This window comes from Streptomyces sp. enrichment culture (genome assembly GCF_964272855.1).
Lineage (GTDB): Bacteria > Actinomycetota > Actinomycetes > Streptomycetales > Streptomycetaceae > Streptomyces.
The window spans coordinates 8,079,191-8,097,393 of record NZ_OZ186847.1 but is presented as its reverse complement, the minus strand read 5'-3'; the positions used below and the strand labels follow the sequence as shown (position 1 = coordinate 8,097,393).

At 72.8% G+C, this 18,203-nt stretch carries 20 protein-coding genes; 13 read left to right on the top strand and 7 right to left on the bottom strand.

What is annotated here, in order from left to right:
• Positions 1–196: 196 nt before the first annotated feature.
• Entirely contained in the window at positions 197–640 is a 444-nt protein-coding gene (locus ACSU6L_RS36140; RefSeq protein ID WP_437063837.1) for an ATP-binding protein, read from the bottom strand.
• A gap of 150 nt (positions 641–790) precedes the next feature.
• Between ACSU6L_RS36140 and ACSU6L_RS36135 the strand changes: the two genes are divergently transcribed.
• The 3 genes from ACSU6L_RS36135 to ACSU6L_RS36125 all read left to right on the top strand — a co-directional run bounded on the left by ACSU6L_RS36135 (position 791) and on the right by ACSU6L_RS36125 (position 3,259).
• Entirely contained in the window at positions 791–1,021 is a 231-nt protein-coding gene (locus ACSU6L_RS36135; RefSeq protein ID WP_437063836.1) for a hypothetical protein, read from the top strand.
• Between the two features lie 29 nt (positions 1,022–1,050).
• The gene (locus ACSU6L_RS36130) at positions 1,051–2,523 is read left to right on the top strand and encodes an aminotransferase class I/II-fold pyridoxal phosphate-dependent enzyme (RefSeq protein WP_437063835.1); all 1,473 of its coding nucleotides are present in this window, start codon (positions 1,051–1,053) and stop codon (positions 2,521–2,523) included.
• Between the two features lie 289 nt (positions 2,524–2,812).
• A complete protein-coding gene (locus ACSU6L_RS36125) occupies positions 2,813–3,259 on the top strand; it encodes a cyclic nucleotide-binding domain-containing protein (protein WP_437063834.1) in 447 nt (148 codons plus the stop codon).
• 9 nt (positions 3,260–3,268) lie between these two features.
• Here ACSU6L_RS36125 and ACSU6L_RS36120 read toward each other — a convergent pair whose 3' ends face one another.
• A complete protein-coding gene (locus ACSU6L_RS36120; protein WP_437063833.1) occupies positions 3,269–4,597 on the bottom strand; it encodes an MFS transporter in 1,329 nt (442 codons plus the stop codon).
• Positions 4,598–4,676: 79 nt separating this feature from the next.
• Entirely contained in the window at positions 4,677–5,294 is a 618-nt protein-coding gene (locus ACSU6L_RS36115; RefSeq protein WP_437063832.1) for a LysE/ArgO family amino acid transporter, read from the bottom strand.
• Positions 5,295–5,387: 93 nt separating this feature from the next.
• On the opposite strand from ACSU6L_RS36115, the gene ACSU6L_RS36110 reads away from it, so the two are divergent.
• Positions 5,388–6,290 carry a LysR family transcriptional regulator ArgP gene (locus tag ACSU6L_RS36110; RefSeq protein ID WP_437065166.1) on the top strand — a complete coding sequence of 301 codons (903 nt, stop codon included), beginning with the start codon at positions 5,388–5,390 and terminating at the stop codon, positions 6,288–6,290.
• A gap of 99 nt (positions 6,291–6,389) precedes the next feature.
• Positions 6,390–6,638, top strand: a complete 249-nt coding sequence (locus ACSU6L_RS36105) for a WhiB family transcriptional regulator (protein WP_073943952.1) — start codon at positions 6,390–6,392, stop codon at positions 6,636–6,638.
• A 6-nt stretch (positions 6,639–6,644) separates the two neighbouring features.
• Here ACSU6L_RS36105 and ACSU6L_RS36100 read toward each other — a convergent pair whose 3' ends face one another.
• Positions 6,645–7,100, bottom strand: coding sequence for a DUF6098 family protein (locus ACSU6L_RS36100; RefSeq protein WP_437063831.1), 456 nt, complete (start codon positions 7,098–7,100; stop codon positions 6,645–6,647).
• A gap of 124 nt (positions 7,101–7,224) precedes the next feature.
• Between ACSU6L_RS36100 and ACSU6L_RS36095 the strand changes: the two genes are divergently transcribed.
• Entirely contained in the window at positions 7,225–7,575 is a 351-nt protein-coding gene (locus tag ACSU6L_RS36095; protein ID WP_437063830.1) for a DUF488 domain-containing protein, read from the top strand.
• Positions 7,576–7,582: 7 nt separating this feature from the next.
• Here ACSU6L_RS36095 and ACSU6L_RS36090 read toward each other — a convergent pair whose 3' ends face one another.
• Complete coding sequence (locus ACSU6L_RS36090; RefSeq protein WP_437063829.1) at positions 7,583–9,256, bottom strand: FAD-binding dehydrogenase; 1,674 nt, start codon at positions 9,254–9,256, stop codon at positions 7,583–7,585.
• Positions 9,257–9,346: 90 nt separating this feature from the next.
• Complete coding sequence (locus tag ACSU6L_RS36085; protein WP_437063828.1) at positions 9,347–9,973, bottom strand: TetR/AcrR family transcriptional regulator; 627 nt, start codon at positions 9,971–9,973, stop codon at positions 9,347–9,349.
• A 131-nt stretch (positions 9,974–10,104) separates the two neighbouring features.
• Between ACSU6L_RS36085 and ACSU6L_RS36080 the strand changes: the two genes are divergently transcribed.
• From ACSU6L_RS36080 to ACSU6L_RS36065, 4 genes are all read left to right on the top strand, one after another.
• A complete protein-coding gene (locus ACSU6L_RS36080) occupies positions 10,105–10,725 on the top strand; it encodes an alpha-ketoglutarate-dependent dioxygenase AlkB (RefSeq protein ID WP_437063827.1) in 621 nt (206 codons plus the stop codon).
• A gap of 82 nt (positions 10,726–10,807) precedes the next feature.
• The gene (locus tag ACSU6L_RS36075; protein WP_437063825.1) at positions 10,808–11,554 is read left to right on the top strand and encodes an MBL fold metallo-hydrolase; all 747 of its coding nucleotides are present in this window, start codon (positions 10,808–10,810) and stop codon (positions 11,552–11,554) included.
• 80 nt (positions 11,555–11,634) lie between these two features.
• The gene (locus ACSU6L_RS36070) at positions 11,635–12,213 is read left to right on the top strand and encodes a maltokinase N-terminal cap-like domain-containing protein (RefSeq protein WP_437063823.1); all 579 of its coding nucleotides are present in this window, start codon (positions 11,635–11,637) and stop codon (positions 12,211–12,213) included.
• Positions 12,214–12,256: 43 nt separating this feature from the next.
• Positions 12,257–13,492: a DUF4032 domain-containing protein gene (locus tag ACSU6L_RS36065; protein WP_437063821.1), complete on the top strand. Its 1,236-nt coding sequence runs from the start codon at positions 12,257–12,259 to the stop codon at positions 13,490–13,492.
• Between the two features lie 56 nt (positions 13,493–13,548).
• Here the strand turns inward: ACSU6L_RS36065 and ACSU6L_RS36060 are convergent, their stop codons facing one another.
• Complete coding sequence (locus ACSU6L_RS36060; RefSeq protein ID WP_437063819.1) at positions 13,549–14,418, bottom strand: universal stress protein; 870 nt, start codon at positions 14,416–14,418, stop codon at positions 13,549–13,551.
• 256 nt (positions 14,419–14,674) lie between these two features.
• On the opposite strand from ACSU6L_RS36060, the gene ACSU6L_RS36055 reads away from it, so the two are divergent.
• From ACSU6L_RS36055 to ACSU6L_RS36045, 3 genes are read left to right on the top strand one after another with little or no spacing between them, the layout of a single operon-like run.
• Entirely contained in the window at positions 14,675–16,351 is a 1,677-nt protein-coding gene (locus ACSU6L_RS36055) for an FAD-dependent oxidoreductase (protein ID WP_437063817.1), read from the top strand.
• On the top strand, positions 16,348–17,826 hold the full coding sequence (locus ACSU6L_RS36050) for an ATP-binding protein (RefSeq protein WP_437063815.1): 1,479 nt from the start codon (positions 16,348–16,350) through the stop codon (positions 17,824–17,826). The genes ACSU6L_RS36055 and ACSU6L_RS36050 overlap by 4 nt, the downstream gene beginning before the upstream one ends.
• On the top strand, positions 17,823–18,173 hold the full coding sequence (locus ACSU6L_RS36045; protein ID WP_073943782.1) for a UBP-type zinc finger domain-containing protein: 351 nt from the start codon (positions 17,823–17,825) through the stop codon (positions 18,171–18,173). Before ACSU6L_RS36050 ends, ACSU6L_RS36045 begins: the two co-directional genes overlap by 4 nt.
• Positions 18,174–18,203: the final 30 nt, after the last annotated feature.

Genomic DNA, 18,203 nt, shown 5'->3' with positions numbered 1-18,203 from the left:
CCGCGGGAAAAGTGCTGGTCCGGCCGACCTGACGGCCCCGGAGCACAGAGCACTCCCCGCTGGCGCGCCTCCGGTCCGAAGCACGAAAATGCGCCTGCCCTGCCGTCGTGAGAACAAACACGGGCCATTCACGGGAAGCCCACGCCCCGTTCGGAAGAGGCCTCTCGGAGGGCGTCTGTGAGAAGACGAGCGGTCTTCAGAAGACGTCGACCTCGGCGGTGATGCGCTTGCCGCCGGAGGGCAGGCCGGTGACGCTGACGTCCCGGGACAGCCGGCACACGATCGGCCAGCCGCGGCCGCCACTGCGCCGGCGCCCGCGTGCGTCGAGCGCCGGCCTCGTCACGGGCCGCCGGTCGCTTCGGTCGCTGACCGACACCCGCACTCCGCGTTCGACGACGTCGACGGCCACGTCCGTGACACCGCCGCCGTGCAGGATGGCGTTGGTCGTCAGCTCCGAGGCGACGAGCAGCGCGTCCGCCAGGCCGTCCTTGTCGCACCGCGCGCCGGTGGCCATGCAGCGCCGTGCCACCGCGTGCCGGACGGCCCCGCGCACATCGGCGGGGAGACATCCGCCCGCGCGGACGGGTCCGATCGGACCGGAGGTCTCACCTCGGGGTTCGGTCGAGTGCTGGATGCTCACGTTCCTCGCTCCCTGAGTGTTCGAGGATGGATGCCGGACGATTCCGCCCGATTCCCCCCACTTTTCGGCTGACCCTTGACGGGCGGCGCAAACCCGTTGTCGCCGCTTCCGGCCCGCCATCGACGCCTTCTGCCGGGGTACGCGGACGCCATGACCGATGTCGTGGACTCAGACGAACTGGTGCGGCGCATCCAGCGCGGCAGGGCGTGGGCGCTTCGGGAGCAGCGCGCGTGGCGGCAGCGCGGTGACGCCCTGGGACCGGACGAGCCGGACGGGGCCCGTGAGGCCGCCGTGCGCGCCCTGGCCTACGAGACGGTGGTCGGGGTGCTGGACGAGATCCTCACGCCCGGCAAACACGGAGAGGAGCAACCGCCCGAATGACACGCGTCGGCGCCGGGCACCCGTAGGCCATGTCTGTCGATCACACCCGGGCGCCCGTTCTGGAGGCCCTCAGCGAGTACCGGAGTTCCGGCCGTCTGTCCTTCACGCCGCCGGGACACAAGCAGGCCCGCGGGGCGGACCCCGCGGTGCGGGAGGTGCTGGGGGACGCCGTGTTCCTCGGTGACGTGCTGGCCTCGGGCGGTCTCGACGACCGGCTGAACCGGGGGCAGGTCCTGGAGCGGGCCCAGGAGCTGATGGCCGACGCGGTGCACGCGGACCACACGTTCTTCAGCACGTGCGGCAGTTCCCTGTCGGTGAAGGCGGCGATGCTGGCAGTCGCCGGCCCGCACGAGAAGCTGCTGATCGGGCGGGACGCGCACAAGTCGGTGGTGTCGGGGCTGATCCTGTCCGGCATCGAACCGGTGTGGGTGGAACCGCGCTGGGACGTCGAACGGCGTCTCGCGCATCCGCCGTCCGCCGCCGCGTTCGACGAGGCGTTCGCCGCGCATCCGGACGCCAAGGGGGCGCTGGTCACCAGTCCGACGCCGTACGGCGGGTGTGCCGACCTGGGGGCGGTCGCCGAGGTCTGTCACCGGCGCGGGGTGCCGCTGATCGTCGACGAGGCGTGGGGCGCCCATCTGCCGTTCCATCCCGAGCTGCCGTCATGGGCGATGGACGCCGGTGCCGACATCTGCGTGACCAGCATCCACAAGATGGGCAGCGGCCTGGAGCAGGGCTCGGTGTTCCACCTCCAGGGCGACCGGGTCTCCCCCGAACTGCTGGGGATGCGGGCCGGTCTGCTGAGCACGACCAGTCCGTCGGTGCTGATCTACGCCGGGATGGACGGCTGGCGCCGGCAGATGATGCTGCACGGCCGGGCGCTGATGGGCGCCGCCCTGGAGCTGGCCGCCGAGGTGCGGGCGGCCGTCGAGGAGATCGACGGCCTGCACGTCGACGACCGGGCCGACTACTGCGGGCCGGGTCTGGCCGACGACTTCGACCCGCTGCCCTGTGTCATCGACGTCACCGGGCTGGGGATCACCGGATACCAGGCGGCGGACTGGCTGCGTGAGCGGCGGAGCGTGGACGCCCATCTCACCGACCACCGCCGGATCGGCGTACAGCTCACCCACGCCGACGACCGGGAGACGGCGGGTGAGCTGCTGTCCGCGATGAAGGAGCTGGTGCGGGCCGCGCCGGAGCTGGGCGAGGCGCCGCGGGTGGCGGTGCCGGAGCCGGCCGAGCTGCGGATGGCGCAGGACGTGCTGCCCCGGGACGCGTTCTTCGGTCCGGCCGAGGCGGTGCCGCTCGCCGAGGCGGACGGCCGGATCGCCGCCGAGATGATCACGCCGTACCCGCCCGGGATCCCGGCGGTGCTGCCGGGCGAGCGGCTGCGCGAGCCCGTTCTGCGGTATCTGGCCACGGGACGGGAGGCGGGGATGAACCTGCCGGACGCCGCGGACCCGTCCCTGAGGACGATCCGCGTGGTGGCGACCACGTGAAACGCGGGTAACACGGCTGCAACACGAGTGAAACAGGTCACGTGGCCCGCTTTGGGGTACGGAGAACACCCAAAGATGGTTTATCGTTCATACATACGTGGTGACGGGGTCGATGGCATCCTCCTCCGCCACCGCTACGGCCCTGGCTGGTGTCCCCCGTCCAGCCAGGGCCCTTTTATGTCTCCCCGGCGGAAATCCCCGGTCCGCCAAGGTGCTCCCGGCGGCCGCAGCGGCTGAAATGGGCGTAGGCAACGCACCCGAACCGAGCGTCGGCGAGGAGCACCGCGTCATGACGAAAGCGACGAAACTGCTGACCGCCCTACCTCCCCCGCAGCGGGCGCGTCTGATGACGCTCGCCCGGGAGGTGTCCTTCCCGGAGGACACCCGGATCTTCGAGCCGGGCGGCATTGCCGACCGGTTCTGGGTGATCCGTTCCGGCGCGGTGTCGCTGGACCAGCGGGTGACGTCGCTGCAACGGGTGACCGTGGCCAGTCTCGGCGCCGGCGACCTGCTCGGCTGGTCCTGGCTGTTCCCGCCGCACCGGTGGGACTTCGGCGCCGAGGCCTTCAGCCCCGTACGCGCCTACGAGTTCGAGGCGGAGCCGGTGCTCGCGCTGTGCGAGGAGGATCCGCAGCTCGGCATGTCGCTGGTGCGGATCGTCGCCGAGATCCTCGCGCACCGGCTGGAGATGACCCGCGGCCAGCTGATGGAGCAGTACACCATGCGCCGGCGGTAGTCCTGCCCCTCAGACCCGGTGGCGGCGCAGCGCCGGGGTCGCCGCGGCCAGGGCCAGCATCACCACGACGACGAGGAGACCGCCGCCCGCCACGGCGGTACGCGGGCCGAAGGCGGAGCCCGCGGTGCCGTGCAGGACGTCCGCGAGGCGCGGGCCGCCGGCCACGACCACCGTGAAGACGCCCTGCATACGCCCGCGCATCTCGTCGGTGGCGGCGGACAGCAGGATCGCCCCGCGGAACACCATCGAGACCATGTCCGCGACCCCGGCCAGCACCAGGAACGCCACCGCGATCCACAGGCTGCGGCTCAGTCCGAACCCGGTGATCGCGACACCCCAGGCGACCACCGCGCCGATGACCATCAGCCCGTGCCGGCGGGCCCGGGAGAACGTCCCGGAGAACAGCCCGCCCGCCACCGCGCCGACCGGGATCGCCGCGAACAGCAGCCCGAGGGCGAGGCCCTCGCCGTAGGAGCCGTAGGTCTCGGCGGCGAGCTGCGGGAACAGGGCCCGGGGCATGCCGAGGACCATCGCGACCACGTCGGCGAGGAAGGACAGCAGCAGGACCTTGTGCAGGGCGATGTACCGGAACCCGGCGGTTATCTCCCGCAGCCCCGCCCGCCGGACGGCCGGGCCGCCGAGCGGCGGCAGGGCGGGCAGCCGCACGACCGCCCACACGGTGACGCACAGCGCCACGGCGTCGATCAGATACAGCTCGGGCAGGCCGACCACCGGGATGAGGGCGCCGGCCAGCAGCGGCCCGGCGACCAGGCCGGTCTGCGTCACGGTGGAGCCGAGCGCGTTGGCGGCGGCCAGCTCCTCCGCGGGCACCAGGCGGGCGATGGACGCGGTGCGCGCCGGGGAGTTGAGCCCGAAGAAAGCCTGCTGCAGGGCGAGCAGCACCATCAGCACGCCGACCGACTCGAAGCCGGTCACCGCCTGCACCCAGAACAGCAGCGAGGTGACGGCGATACCGGAGTTGGTGACCAGCAGCAGCTTGCGGCGGTCCACGCTGTCGGCGACCGCGCCACCCCACAGCGCGAACACCACCAGCGGCAGCAGCCCGGCGAGGCTCGCGTAGCCGACCCACGCGGAGGAGCCGGTGATGTCGTAGATCTGCTTCGGCACGGCGACGGCCGTCAGCTGGCTGCCGACGGCCGTGACGATGGTCGAGGTCCACAGGCGGCGGTAGGCGGGGCGGCGCAGCGGGCGGGTGTCCATCGCCCAGCGGCGCCAGCCCCGGCGGGGTGGCTCGACCGAGGCCGGGGCCTGAGCCTGGACCTGGTCATCGGCCCGGTTGGAAGGTTGCTGATCGGTGCTGCTCTCGCCGGCGTCCACTGGGCCCCTAGTTGTCGACTACATCTTTCTTTGCTCGGGGTCACTATTCCAGCCCTGCACGAGTGTCCGGCAGGTGATCTCAGCTTCCGGCGATGAGCGAGACACCCAGGGCGATCATCGTCGCCGCGACCAGCCCGTCCAGCACCCGCCAAGCGGTCGGCCTGGCCAGCCAGCGGCCCAGCAGGCGTGCCCCGAAGCCGAGCGCGACGAACCAGCACACGCTGGCGAACGCGGCCCCGACACCGAAAGTCCAGCGCAGCGGACCCTGGTCGGCGGCGATCGAGCCGAGCAGGAAGACGGTGTCGAGGTAGACGTGCGGATTGAGCCACGTCATCGCCAGGCAGGTGAGCACCGCCCGGCGCCGCGAGGTCGCGGCCTCCCCCTCCGTGCGCAGCCCCGCCGTGCCGGGCCGCAGCACCCGCCGGGCGGCGAGTGCGCCGTAGCCGAGCAGGAAGGCGCCGCCGATCCAGCCCACCGCGGTCAGCGCACCCGGCCAGGCCACCACGACCGCCCCGACACCGCCGACGCCGAGCGCGATGAGCAGCGCGTCGGACAGGGCGCAGATGCCGACGACGGCGAGCACCGCCTCCTTGCGCACGCCCTGGCGCAGGACGAAGGCGTTCTGGGCGCCGATGGCGACGATCAGTGAGAGGCCGGTGCCGAATCCGGTGGCGGCGGCGGTCAGAGCTGCGGACATGACGTCGACGCTAAGGAAGGGCCGACCGTACGTAAAGCTAAAGATTCTTACGTATCTTTAGCACACGTGAAGACCTCACCACTGTCGCCCGGAATGCCGGAACTCCCCCTCGACCAGGTGCGCACCCTGCTCGCCGTGGTCGACGAGGGCACCTTCGACGCGGCCGCCGCCGCCCTGCACGTGACGCCGTCGGCGGTCAGCCAGCGGGTCAAGGCACTGGAGCAGCGGACCGGGCGGGTGCTGCTGCTGCGGACCAAGCCGGTGCGGCCCACCGAGTCCGGCGAGATCGTCGTACGGCTGGCCCGGCAGCTGGTCCGGCTGGAGCGGGACGCCCGCGCCGAGCTGGGCCTGAGCGGCGCCGGGGAGCCGACCCGGGTGTCGGTGGCGGTCAACTCCGACTCGCTGGCGACCTGGTTCCTCACCGCCCTCACCCTGGTCCCCGAGGACCTCCGGCTCTGCTTCGAACTGCGCCGCGAGGACCAGGACCACACGGCGGTGCTGCTGCGCGAGGGCCTGGTGATGGCGGCGGTGACCTCGTCGTCCGAGCCGGTGACGGGCTGCTCGGTGCGGGCGCTGGGCACCATGCGGTACGTCGCGGTGGCCCACCCCGCCTTCGCCGCCCGGCATCTCGACGGGCCGCTGCACGAGACGCTGCCGGAGGCGCCGGTCGTCGTCTTCGACCGGCGCGACGACCTCCAGGACGGGTTCGTGCGGCTGCTGCGGCGCGGCCGGGGCGGCGCCGGACCGCTGCGCCACTCCGTGCCGACCTCGGAGGGGTTCGTCGAGGCCGTCGCGTCCGGACTGGGCTGGGGCATGGTGCCGGAGGTGCAGGCGGAGCCGCTGCTGCTGAGCGGCCGTCTGACCCATCTCGCGCCGGACCGGCGGGTCGACGTCCCGCTGTACTGGCAGCAGTGGAAGCTGGACTCCCCCGCCCTCGCCGCGGTCGCCCGCGCGGTGACCGCGACGGCCGCCGAGGCGCTGCGCCCGCCGCCCTGAGCGCACTGCCCGCGTTTCACTCCCTGCCCACCGGTGACCCGGGACCGAGCACAGCAACGACATGGACGACTACAGACGACTTAGACCTTGGGTGACGTCATGACCAACTGGCGCAATCAGGCCGCATGCCGCGACGAGGATCCCGATCTGTTCTTCCCGATCGGCACCTCGGGACCGGCGCTGGTGCAGGCCGAGCAGGCGAAGGCGGTCTGCCGGCGGTGCCCCGTCCGCGAGCCGTGCCTCGAGTACGCGCTCGACTCCGGGCAGACTCTCGGAGTGTGGGGCGGCACCAACGAGACCGAGCGCCGGGCCCTGCAACGACGCGCGGGCCGCCGAGCCTCGCGCTGAGGAACGTCAGCCGTGGGCCCCCCTTCGCAGGGGGCCCCACTCGTGCTCCTGCCGGGTCACCTCCTCGCGCGCCTCCTCGATCACCTGGTCGTCGAGGTGGCACAGCGGGCGCACCTCTCGCACGAGGGGTTCGTTGTCGGGACCCCGCCCGCTCTCCTCGCCCGCGAGCACCCACGGCCGGACGCCGGGGCCCTTGTCGTGCGGCAGATGGGAGTAGTCGTACAGCCTGCGGGCCACCCACAGGCGTACGGAGCGGTCCTGCCACCAGTCCTCGACGTCGAGCGCGTTGGCCGACAGTCCGGGCATGGGCACGCCGGTCAGTTCGTCGGTGCTCGACACCTCGGCGAGATCGGCCTCGGGCCCCCTGGACCAGCGGACGTACAGCCCGCCCTGCCGCTGTTCGACCAGCCCGGTCAGCTCGGCCAGCGTGCGTACGACCGGCAGGTCGTCCCAGGCGCTCATGGCATGACCTCCCTCTTCGCCGTCAGGCGAACGGGGTACCCCGCTCGGCGCGATCGGAATCGGGCGGATGATCCTCTCCCGGGTTACGCTCCCGACACAGCCGTCACCCGAGGGAGGTCCGCGCGTGAGCGTGCGTGTGCGTCGTGTCTACGAACCGCCGGACCCCGACGACGGCGTCCGCGTCCTGGTCGACCGGCTGTGGCCGCGCGGCCTGGCGAAGGACGCGGCCGGGATCGACGAGTGGCCGAAGGAGCTGACCCCGTCCGCCGAGCTGCGCCGCTGGTACCACGCGGGCGAGGGATCGTACGAGGAGTTCGCCCGCCGCTACGAGGCGGAGCTGGCCGCGCCCGAGGCGACCGGACTCCTCGACCAGGCCCGCGGGTGGGTGCGCGAGGGACCCGTGACGCTGCTGACGGCCGCCAAGACCCCCGAGCACAGCCACGCCGCGGTGCTGGCCCGGCTGCTGGAGCGATGAGGGCGGGTCAGCCGGTCTGCGCCGCCGCCGCCCGGCCGGCCGCCCGCCCCGAGAAGAGGCACCCGCCGAGGAAGGTTCCCTCCAGCGCGTTGTAGCCGTGCACGCCGCCACCGCCGAACCCGGCCACCTCGCCCGCCGCGTACAGGCCCTCGACGGGGGTGCCGTCGCTACCGAGGGCGCGGGAGTCGAGGTCGGTCTGGATGCCGCCGAGCGTCTTGCGGGTCAGGACGTGCAGCTTGACGCCGATGAGCGGGCCCGCCGCCGGGTCGAGCAGACGGTGCGGGGTGGCGACCCGGCCGAGCCGGTCGCCGATGTAGCGGCGGGCGTTGCGGATGCCCTGCACCTGGGCGTCCTTGCCGTAGGGGTTGGTGATCTGCAGGTCGCGGGCCTCGATCTGGCGGCGGAGCGCGGCCGCGTCGAGAAGCGGCTTGTCGGTGAGGCCGTTCATCTTCTCGACGAGCTGTTCGAGGGTGGGCGCGGTGACGAAGTCGGCGCCGTGCCGGACGAAGGCGTCCACCGGGCCGGGCGCGCCCTTGCCGAGGACGCGGTCGCGCAGGAACGCCTTGCGGTCCTTGGCGGTGATGTCGGGGTTCTGCTCGGAGCCCGACAGCGCGAACTCCTTCTCGATGACCTTCCGGGTGAGGACGAACCAGGAGTGGTCGTACCCCGCGATGTCCTCGGTGGTGCGCAGGTACCGCAGGGTGCTGAGGGTGTCGTAGCCGGGCAGGCACGGTTCGGGCAGCCGGCGGCCCAGGGCGTCGAACCACATCGAGGACGGGCCGGGCAGGATGCGGATGCCGTGGCCGGGCCAGATCGGATCCCAGTTGTGCAGGCCCTCGGTGTAGTGCCACATGCGGTCGCGGTTGACCAGGCGTACGCCGGCCTCGGCGCTGATGTCGAGCATCCGCCCGTCGACGTACGCGGGCACGCCGGTCACCATCCGGGCCGGGGGTGTGCCCAGGCGTTCGGGCCAGTGGCGTCGGACGATGTCGTGGTCGGCGCCGATGCCGCCGGTGGTGACGATGACCGCCTGGGCGGCCAGCTCGAACTCACCGGCGCTCTCACGACTGGAGGCGACACCGCGCGGGGCGTCGTCGGGGGCGAGGACCGTGCCGCGCACCCCGCGCGCCGTGCCTCCCTCGACGACCAGCTCGTCCACCCGGTGCCGGTGGTGGAAGGTGAGCAGCCCGTCGCGGGCGGCCTGCCGGGCGTACGCCACGAAGGGTTCGACCACGCCGGTGCCGGTCCCCCAGGCGATGTGGAAGCGCGGGACGGAGTTGCCGTGGCCGTGCGCGGTGAGGTCGCCGCGCTCCGCCCAGCCGACCGTCGGCAGCAGCTTGATGCCGTGCCCGTCGAGCCAGGACCGCTTCTCGCCGGCCGCGAACTCGACGTAGGCGCGGGCCCAGCGCACCGCCCAGGAGTCCTCGTCGTCGACCCGGTCGAAGCCCGCGCTGCCCTGCCAGTCGTTCCAGGCGAGGTCGAGGGAGTCCTTGATGCCGAGGCGGCGCTGTTCCGGGGAGTCGACGAGGAACAGCCCGCCGAACGACCAGAACGCCTGTCCGCCGAGGTTGGCGGCATTCTCCTGGTCGACGAGGGCCACCCGGCGGCCCCGGCTGGTGAGTTCGTGAGCGGCGACCAGGCCGGCCAGGCCCGCTCCGACGACGATGACGTCGGCATCCATGGCGATCGTCCCTTCCTGACTCAACGGGGGTGACTCATCTGGGGTGACTCATCTGGGGTGACTCATCTGGGGTGGCTCGTCGGAGGCGGCTCATCGGAGGGTGCCGCTGCCGTCCGTCAGCAGCGCGGTGAGCAGCTGTTTCAGCCAGGCCCGCGCGCTCTCGACATCCCTGTCCAGCAGCAGCTGGGTGGTGACCCCGTCGTAGGCGGCGACCACCGCGTGCGCGGCGGCGTCGCTGTCGCCGAACACGGCGGGCAGTTCGGTGTGCCCCTGGGCGCGGGCGAGCCGTTCGGCGATCGCGCCGCGCAGCCGGGCCCGGTGTTCCAGCAGGGTCTCGGCGACGGCCGGCTCCCGGGCGGCGTGCACCAGGAAGTCGGTCTTCACCAGCAGCCAGTCCAGGTCGAGCAGCAGCACCTCGGTGACCCGGTCGACGGCGGCGGGCACGTCCAGGTCGGGGCCGTCCTGGGCGAGTGCGCCGGAGACCTGTTCGGCGATGAGGTCGGCGCGCTGCCGGTAGAGGGCGAAGAACAGCTCGTCCAGGCTGTCGAAGTTGGAGTAGAAGGCGCCCCGGCTGTAGCCGGCGGCCTCGCAGACCTCCTCGATGGAGACCCGCCCGAAGCCCTTGGCGGCGAACACGGTGAACGCGGCGTCGAGCAGGTTTGCCCGGGTCCGCACCCGCCGCCGGGTCACGCGTGGGGTGGTGTGCTCCGCTGCCATGGTCCCGGCCTCCGTTCGATACGTGAATGTATCGGATACATCGATGTATCGAAAGGGCTCGACCAGGCGCGCGCCCACGCGCGCCAACAGTCGGGGGAACATATTTTCGATTAGAGGGTTACGCTGGAGTCATGCACCTCCAGGGCTCCCTCTTCGACCAGACCGACCAGCTGCGGCTCGGGCCACTCGACGGGATCCGCCGGACGCACCTCGGCTCCGGCGCCTGGATCGACGTACTGCCCGGCTGGCTGACCGGATCCGACGCGCTGTTCGAACGGCTGGCGGCCGAGGTGCCGTGGCGGGCCGAGCGGCGCCAGATGTACGACCACGTCGTGGCCGTCCCCCGGCTGCTCGCCCACTACCGCGCGGGCGAGCCGCTGCCGCACCCGGTGCTGACCGAGGCGCGCGACGCGCTCAGCGCGCACTACGCCGACGAGCTGGGCGAGCCGTTCACCACCGCCGGGCTGTGCTACTACCGCGACGGCCGGGACAGCGTCGCCTGGCACGGTGACCGGATCGGCCGGGGCGCCCGCGAGGACACCATGGTCGCCATCCTCTCCGTGGGCACGCCGCGCGATCTGCTGCTCCGTCCGGCGGGCGGCGGAGAGACCGTTCGGCGGCCGCTCGGACACGGCGACCTGATCGTGATGGGCGGCTCCTGCCAGCGGACCTGGGAGCACTGTGTGCCCAAGTCCACCCGGGCCGTGGGGCCACGTATCAGCGTCCAGTTCCGGCCGCACAACGTGAACTGACCCCGCCGCGCCGGGAGGTGGGCCACCCGGTCTGCTTTGCTGTCTCCCGTCGGGCACGGACCTCGAGCACAACGGGACGATCATGCGGGCAGATGTGCGGCACATCGCCGACGGCACCTATCTGGTGCACGGCAGCAACACCAACTGGGTGATCCTGACCGAGGGGGACGCCGTCACCCTGGTCGACACCGGCTACCCCGGGGACCGCGAGCTGGTGCTGGACTCCCTCGCCGCGGTGGGGAGTTCACCGGAGGCGGTCGCGGCCGTGCTCGTCACCCACGCCCACAACGACCACCTGGGGTCCGCCGAGTACCTGCGCACGACGTACGGCACGCCGGTGTACCTGCACGAGGCCGAGGTGCCGCACGCGCGCCGCGACTTCCTGCACCAGGTGTCGGTCGGGCAGGTGCTGCGCGAGGGCTGGCGGCCGGGTGTGCTGCCATGGGCGGTGCACGCGCTGCGCTCCGGCGGCACCGCGCACGTCCCGGTCGCCGCCCCCGAGCCGTTCCCGGTGGCGGGCGCGCTGGACCTGCCGGGGCGGCCCGTGCCCGTGCACACCCCCGGCCACACCCTGGGCCACTGCGCCTACCACCTGCCCGGCGCCGGTGTGGTGATCTCCGGTGACGCCCTGGTCAGCGGCCATCCCACGAGCCGCGCCGAGGGCCCGCAGCTGCTGCCCGACATGTTCCACCACGAGCGGGCCCGCGCGGTGGCCTCGCTGGACGTGCTCGCCGGCCTCGCCGCCGACGTCCTGCTGCCCGGCCACGGTCCCGTCCACCACGGTCCGGTGCGCGACGCGGCACTCCGGGCGAGGGAACGCGCTGCCTGAAGTGATCGCGGGGGAAGGTAGGTTCGAGCCACGTCCCGTCGGAGATCGGGCCCGGACCCAGACGTGAGGGAGCACTACGCATGGCCGCCATCCACCACACCACCATGACGCCCACCAAGCTGGAACTGCTGGCCGGCTGGTTGCCGAAGCAGAGCTGGTACGTGGGCCACGCGGGCACGCCGGAACCGGTCAAGGCCGGCGGGTTCCGGCTGGACGATCCGGAGGGCGAGGTCGGGATCGAGTTCATGGTCGTGGCGGACGCCGGCGCGCCGGAGCCGGTGGCATATCTGGTGCCGATGGGCTACCGCGGCGCGGCGCTGGAGGGCGTCCCCGGCGAGGCGCTGATCGGCACCTCCGAGCACGGGGTGCTCGGCACCCGGTGGATCTACGACGGCGTCCACGACCCGGTGGTGACGGCCCAGTTGCGTGCCCTGCTGCGTGGTGAGGCGGTGCCACAGCACCAGAACGAGAGCGACACCCCCGACCCGACCGTCACCGTGCGCGGAACCGGACCCGGCGACGGGTTCGACGTCCGGCTCAACCGCGTCCTGCGGCCGGCGGAGGCCGAGCAGGGGGCGTCCGGACAGCTCGTCGGGGGATGGACCTGGCCGGACGGCACGGCCGCGCGCGGCGTACTGGCGACCGTCACGCCGCGGTGAGACGAATCCTCCGGGTACGTCGCGCACCGTCTAAGGTCAGGCCATGGCTTTGCACATCAGCGCCACGAACCCGGAGCACCCGGCGCTCCTGCTCGAACTGCCCTGGCAGCTCCCGCTGGAGGAGTGGCCCGAGGAGTACCTGGTCCCGCTGCCGCGCGGCATCTCCCGGCACGTGGTGCGCTACGCCCGCGCCGGCAGCGAGGTGATCGCCGTCAAGGAGCTGGCCGAGCGCCCCGCCCTGCGCGAGTACGAGCTGCTGCGCGACCTGGACCGGCTCGGCATCCCCGCGGTGGACGCGCTCGGCGTGGTGACCGGCCGGGAGCACGCGGACGGCGAGCCGCTCGAGCCGGTGCTGATCACCCGGCATCTGGGCGGTTCGATGCCGTACCGGTCGATGTTCGAGACGACCATGCGTCCGGCGACCATGCACCGGCTGATGGACGCCCTCGCGGTGCTGCTGGTGCGGCTGCACCTCGCGGGGTTCGCGTGGGGCGACTGCTCGCTGTCCAACACCCTGTTCCGGCGGGACGCCGGCGCCTACGCCGCCTACCTGGTGGACGCCGAGACCGGCGAGCTGCACGCGCGGCTCAGCGACGGGCAGCGCGACTACGACCTCGACCTCGCCCGGGTCAACATCAGCGGCGAACTCCTCGACCTGGAGGCGTCCGGGGCGCTGCACCCCTCCGTCGACCCGATCGCGTTCGGCAACGAGATCTGCGCCCGCTACCAGGGGCTGTGGCAGGAGCTGACCCGCACCTCCGTCTACCCGGCGGGCAAGTACCACTACATAGAGCGCCGGATACGGCGGCTCAACGACCTCGGTTTCGACGTGGCCGAGATGCAGATCGACCACTCCTCCAACGGCGACACGGTCACCTTCGTGCCGAAGGTCGTCGACGCCGGCCACCACCAGCGGCAGCTGCTGCGGCTGACCGGGCTGGACACCGAGGAGAACCAGGCACGGCGGCTGCTGAACGACCTGGAGTCCTGGATGGCCACCCAGGACGACTACGCCCCGGGCGATCCCCTCGCCGCCCGGCCGGAAGTGCTGGCCCACCGCTGGGTGCGCGAGGTGTTCCGGCCGACCGTGCGGGCGGTGCCGGTCGAGCTGCGCGACGGCATCGACCCGGCCGAGATCTACCACCAGCTGCTGGAGCACCGCTGGTACCTCTCGGAGCGGGCCCAGCACGACATCGGGCTCGGCACGGCCGTCGACGACTACGTCCGCAACATCCTGCCCCGCGCCCGGAGGACGCTGGAGACCCCCGCGCCGGAGTGATCCGGCCGGCGGTCCCGCGCGGGAGTTATCGAACCGGCGGCATCGCGCCGCAGTGATCAGACCGGCGGCACCACGGCCACCGGGCACGGCGCGTGGTGCAGCACCCCGTGGGCGACGGACCCGATCCGGGCGCCCACGGCGGTCCGCCGGGCGCGCCGGCCGACGACCACCAGCTGGGCCCGCGCGGACACGTCCAGCAGGACCTGCCCCGCGCTGCCCATCTCCACGTGCTCGGTCACCGGCACCTGCGGGAAGCGCTCCCGCCACGGCTGGAGCGCCTCGCCCAGCGCCTTCTTCTCGTACGGCTCGGGCCCGCCCGCCTCGTCGAGGAGCTTGAGCGAAGCCGGGCTGTAGGCGAAGACGGGCGGCAGCGTCCACGCCCGCACCGCGCGGACGGTCGCGCCGCGCGCCGCCGCCGTCTCGAACGCGAACCGCAGGGCGGCGGCGCTGTCCCCGGGGGCGCCCTCCTGGCCGACGACGATCTCCCGGCCGGCCACCTCGGCGGAGGCCTGGTCCCCGGAGCGGACCAGGACGACGGGGCGGGCGGCCTCGGCGATCACCTGCTGGCCGACCGAGCCGAGCAGGAAGCCGACCACCCGGCCGTGGCCGCGCGACCCGAGCGCCAGCAGCTCGGAGTCGGCCGCTGCGGCGGCCAGCGTGTCGACGGCGTCGCCCTCCCGGACGTCGGTGGTGACGTCCAGGCCGGGGTGGCGGGCGGTGACCTCCCGGACGCCCTCCTCCACCGCCTCGCGCACCCAGCCGGCCTGGGTGTCCCGGTCCCCGTCCACCGCCTGGTCCGGCTCGAACCTCCAGGCGTGCACCACGCGCAGCGCCAGCCCGCGCCGGACGGCCTCCCGGGCCGCCCAGGCCAGCGCCGCGTGGCTCTCCTCCGATCCGTCCACCCCTGCCGTGATCGGACGTGTCATCCGGCCGCCTCCTCGTCTCGCCGTCATGGCCTTTTCGATCAGTTCCGATCAGTCTTCCCTACGGCGTCGGCGTGAGCCGCGTCCGGGGGCGGCCGGCCGTGGACGCCGCGGGCCCCGCGGCCGCGTGGTCCGGCTTCCGACCGGGCCTTTCGCATACCTGAGCGAAGTCGGGCGATCGAACATACGATGGCGTGAGCCGGGGCGGTGACGACGGGGACGCCGCGCCCGATTGTCCGACCACTCGGGGTGGAGACGTATGGCACAGGCCGCCGACGCAGCGCGGACCGTCATTCTGACCGTGGACGACGACCCGGGGGTCTCGCGCGCGGTCGCCCGTGATCTCAGACGGCGTTACGGGGCGTCGTACCGGATCGTGCGCGCGGAGTCCGGCGAGTCCGCGCTCGAGGCGCTGCGCGAACTGAAGCTGCGCGGCGACCTCGTGGCGGTGATCCTGGCCGACTACCGGATGCCGCAGATGAACGGCATCGAGTTCCTGGAGCAGGCCCTGGACGTGTATCCGGGGGCGCGGCGGGTGCTGCTGACCGCGTACGCGGACACCAACGCGGCGATCGACGCGATCAACGTGGTCGACCTGGACCACTATCTGCTCAAGCCCTGGGATCCGCCGGAGGAGAAGCTGTACCCGGTCCTGGACGACCTGCTCCAGGCGTGGCGGACGAGCGACCACCGGCCGGTGCCCAGCACCAAGGTGGTCGGGCACCGGTGGTCGGCGCGTTCCTCGGACGTACGGGAGTTCCTGGCCCGCAACCAGGTGCCGTACCGCTGGTACTCCTCCGACGAGCCGGAGGGCCGCCGCCTGCTGGCCGCGGCCGGGGCGGACGGGACACGGCTGCCGCTGGTGGTCACCCCGGACGGGACGCCGCTGGTCGAGCCGGACGCGCCGGAGCTGGCCGCGCGGGTGGGGCTCGCGACCACGCCGACCGCCGAGTTCTACGACCTGGTGGTGATCGGCGGAGGCCCGGCCGGGCTCGGCGCTGCGGTGTACGGGGCCTCGGAGGGCCTGCGGACGGTGCTGGTGGAGCGGTCGGCGACCGGCGGGCAGGCCGGGCAGAGCTCGCGGATCGAGAACTACCTGGGCTTCCCCGACGGGGTGTCGGGCGCGCAGCTCACCGACCGGGCCCGGCGGCAGGCGGCGAAGTTCGGCGCCGAGATCCTGACCGCGCGTGAGGTGTCCGGGCTGGAGGTGAACGGCGCCGCGCGGATCGTCCGGTTCTCCGACGGCTCGGCGATCGCCGCGCACACCGTGATCCTGGCGACCGGCGTGTCGTACCGGCAGCTCCAGGCCCCCGGCTGCGAGGAGCTGACCAGCTGCGGGGTGTTCTACGGGTCGGCGCTGACGGAGGCGCCCTCCTGCCAGGGCCACGACGTGTACATCGTCGGCGGCGCCAACTCGGCCGGGCAGGCGGCGATGTATCTCGCCCGGGGCGCGAAGTCGGTGACGCTGCTGGTGCGCGGGGAGTCGCTGTCGGCGTCGATGTCGCACTACCTGATCCAGCAGATCGAGGAGGCGCCGAACATCTCGATGCGGGCCCGCACGGTCGTCGAGGCCGCGCACGGCTCGGGCCACCTGGAGCGGCTGACCCTGCGGGACGTGGACACCGGGCACACCGAACAGGTCGACGCCCAGTGGCTGTTCGTGTTCATCGGGGCGGCGCCGCTGACCGACTGGCTGGACGGCACGGTGCTGCGCGACGAGCGCGGGTTCATCCTCGCCGGGCCCGACCTGAGCCCGGACGGGCGGCCGCCCGCCGGCTGGGAGCTGGACCGGCCGCCGTACCACCTGGAGACCAATGTGCCGGGCGTGTTCGTGGCGGGCGACGCGCGCGCCGAGTCCGCCAAGCGGGTCGCGTCCGCCGTCGGAGAGGGAGCCATGGCCGTGATGCTCGTGCACCGCTATCTGGAGCAGTCGTGAGCGGGCAGCCGGTGCCGTGCAGCCCGCGGGAGATCGGCTCCCTTTTCCTGTTCGAGAAGCTGAGCCCCGAACAGCTGGGGCGGCTGTGCGCCGAGGGGCGGGTGGAGCGGTTCGAACCGGGGCCCGTCTACACCGAGGGCGAGCCCGCCACCTGCTTCTACGTGATGATCGAGGGCACCGTCGTGCTGTCCCGGCGGGTCGGCGGCGACGACGTCGAGGTCACCCGGACCTCGCAGCGCGGGGTGTACGCCGGGGCCATGCAGGCGTACATCGGCGACCGGGTGCGGCAGGTCTACAACAACTCGATGCGGGTCACCGAGCCGACCCGGTTCTTCGTGCTGCCCGCCGACACGTTCGCGAGCATCATGCAGGAGTGGTTCCCGATGGCGGTCCACCTCCTGGAGGGGCTGTTCTTCGGGTCGAAGAACACCCAGCGGATGATCGGGCAGCGGGAGCGGCTGCTGGCGCTGGGCTCGCTGTCCGCCGGGCTCACCCACGAGCTGAACAACCCCGCGGCGGCGGCCGTGCGGGCCACCGCGGCGCTGCGCGAGCGGGTGGCGAAGATGCGGCACAAGCTGAGCGTCATCTCGGCGGGCCCGTATCCGCGCGAGGACCTGGCTCAGCTGATCGAGATCCAGGAGCGCACCGCCGAGCGGGTCGCCAAGGCGCCCGTGCTCAGCCCGCTGGAGGCGTCGGACCGCGAGGACGAGGTCGCCGACTGGCTGGACGACCACGGCATCCCGGACGGCTGGCGGCTCGCGCCCACCTTCGTGCAGGCCGGTCTCGACCTGGACTGGCTGGACCAGGTGGCCGCGGCCGTCGACGAGGCGATCCTGCCGGGCGCGATCGGCTGGCTCAACTACACGGTGGAGACCGAGCTGCTGATGGACGAGATCGCGGACTCCACCACCCGCATCTCGCACCTGGTGGACGCCGCCAAGCAGTACTCGCAGCTGGACCGCGCGCCCTACCGGATCGCCGACGTGCACGAACTGCTCGACAGCACCCTGCTGATGCTGTCGGGGAAGATCGGCGAGCGGATCGAGGTCGTCAAGGAGTACGACCGGACAGTGCCGCCGATCCCCGCCTACCCGGCGGAGCTGAACCAGGTGTGGACCAACCTCATCGACAACGCGGTCTCCGCCATGGCCGGCGCGGGCGGGCAGGGCACGCTGACGGTGCGGACCGCGCTCGACCACGACCGGCTGCTGGTCGAGTTCCGCGACACCGGGCCGGGCGTGGCACCGGAGATCCGGGACCGGATCTTCGACCCGTTCTTCACCACCAAGCCGGTGGGCGAGGGCACCGGGCTCGGCCTGGACATCTCCTGGCGGATCGTGGTGAACAAGCATCACGGCAGCATCCACGTGGAGTCCGTGCCGGGCGACACCCGGTTCCAGGTGCTCCTGCCGCTGACCGCGGCGGAGGAAGAGACGACCCCCGAGTCCCCCGAGTCCCTTGAGGAGCCCGCATGACCGAAGAGACGGCGATCGACGCCCAGGTGCCGCCGAGCGGCCCCGGCTGCGCGGACTGCGACGCGGAGGGCGGCTGGTGGTTCCACCTGCGGCGGTGCGCGTCCTGCGGGCACGTCGGCTGCTGCGACTCCTCCCCCGCCCGGCACGCCACCGCCCACTACCGGGCCACCGGGCATCCCCTGGTGCAGAGTTACGAGCCGGGCGAGGACTGGTTCTGGAACTACGACACCGAGGCCCTGTACGACTCCGGTCCCGCCCTCGCCCCGCCGTCCAGCCATCCCGAGGACCAGCCGGTGCCGGGCCCCGCGGGGCGGGTGCCGGCCGACTGGGCGACGACGCTCCGCTGACTCGGCCGCCGCCCAGGCCCGGACGTCCGT

Excerpts from the sequence above, each read along its gene's own strand:
- ACSU6L_RS36135 (WP_437063836.1), top strand. The coding sequence starts at position 791 with ATGACCGATGTCGTGGACTCAGACGAACTGGTGCGGCGCATCCAGCGC.
- ACSU6L_RS36130 (WP_437063835.1), top strand. The coding sequence starts at position 1,051 with ATGTCTGTCGATCACACCCGGGCGCCCGTTCTGGAGGCCCTCAGCGAG.
- ACSU6L_RS36125 (WP_437063834.1), top strand. The coding sequence starts at position 2,813 with ATGACGAAAGCGACGAAACTGCTGACCGCCCTACCTCCCCCGCAGCGG.
- ACSU6L_RS36115 (WP_437063832.1), bottom strand. The coding sequence starts at position 5,294 with ATGTCCGCAGCTCTGACCGCCGCCGCCACCGGATTCGGCACCGGCCTC.
- ACSU6L_RS36110 (WP_437065166.1), top strand. The coding sequence starts at position 5,388 with ATGCCGGAACTCCCCCTCGACCAGGTGCGCACCCTGCTCGCCGTGGTC.
- ACSU6L_RS36105 (WP_073943952.1), top strand. The coding sequence starts at position 6,390 with ATGACCAACTGGCGCAATCAGGCCGCATGCCGCGACGAGGATCCCGAT.
- ACSU6L_RS36100 (WP_437063831.1), bottom strand. The coding sequence starts at position 7,100 with ATGAGCGCCTGGGACGACCTGCCGGTCGTACGCACGCTGGCCGAGCTG.
- ACSU6L_RS36090 (WP_437063829.1), bottom strand. The coding sequence starts at position 9,256 with ATGGATGCCGACGTCATCGTCGTCGGAGCGGGCCTGGCCGGCCTGGTC.
- ACSU6L_RS36085 (WP_437063828.1), bottom strand. The coding sequence starts at position 9,973 with ATGGCAGCGGAGCACACCACCCCACGCGTGACCCGGCGGCGGGTGCGG.
- ACSU6L_RS36080 (WP_437063827.1), top strand. The coding sequence starts at position 10,105 with ATGCACCTCCAGGGCTCCCTCTTCGACCAGACCGACCAGCTGCGGCTC.
- ACSU6L_RS36075 (WP_437063825.1), top strand. The coding sequence starts at position 10,808 with ATGCGGGCAGATGTGCGGCACATCGCCGACGGCACCTATCTGGTGCAC.
- ACSU6L_RS36070 (WP_437063823.1), top strand. The coding sequence starts at position 11,635 with ATGGCCGCCATCCACCACACCACCATGACGCCCACCAAGCTGGAACTG.
- ACSU6L_RS36065 (WP_437063821.1), top strand. The coding sequence starts at position 12,257 with ATGGCTTTGCACATCAGCGCCACGAACCCGGAGCACCCGGCGCTCCTG.
- ACSU6L_RS36060 (WP_437063819.1), bottom strand. The coding sequence starts at position 14,418 with ATGACACGTCCGATCACGGCAGGGGTGGACGGATCGGAGGAGAGCCAC.
- ACSU6L_RS36055 (WP_437063817.1), top strand. The coding sequence starts at position 14,675 with ATGGCACAGGCCGCCGACGCAGCGCGGACCGTCATTCTGACCGTGGAC.
- ACSU6L_RS36045 (WP_073943782.1), top strand. The coding sequence starts at position 17,823 with ATGACCGAAGAGACGGCGATCGACGCCCAGGTGCCGCCGAGCGGCCCC.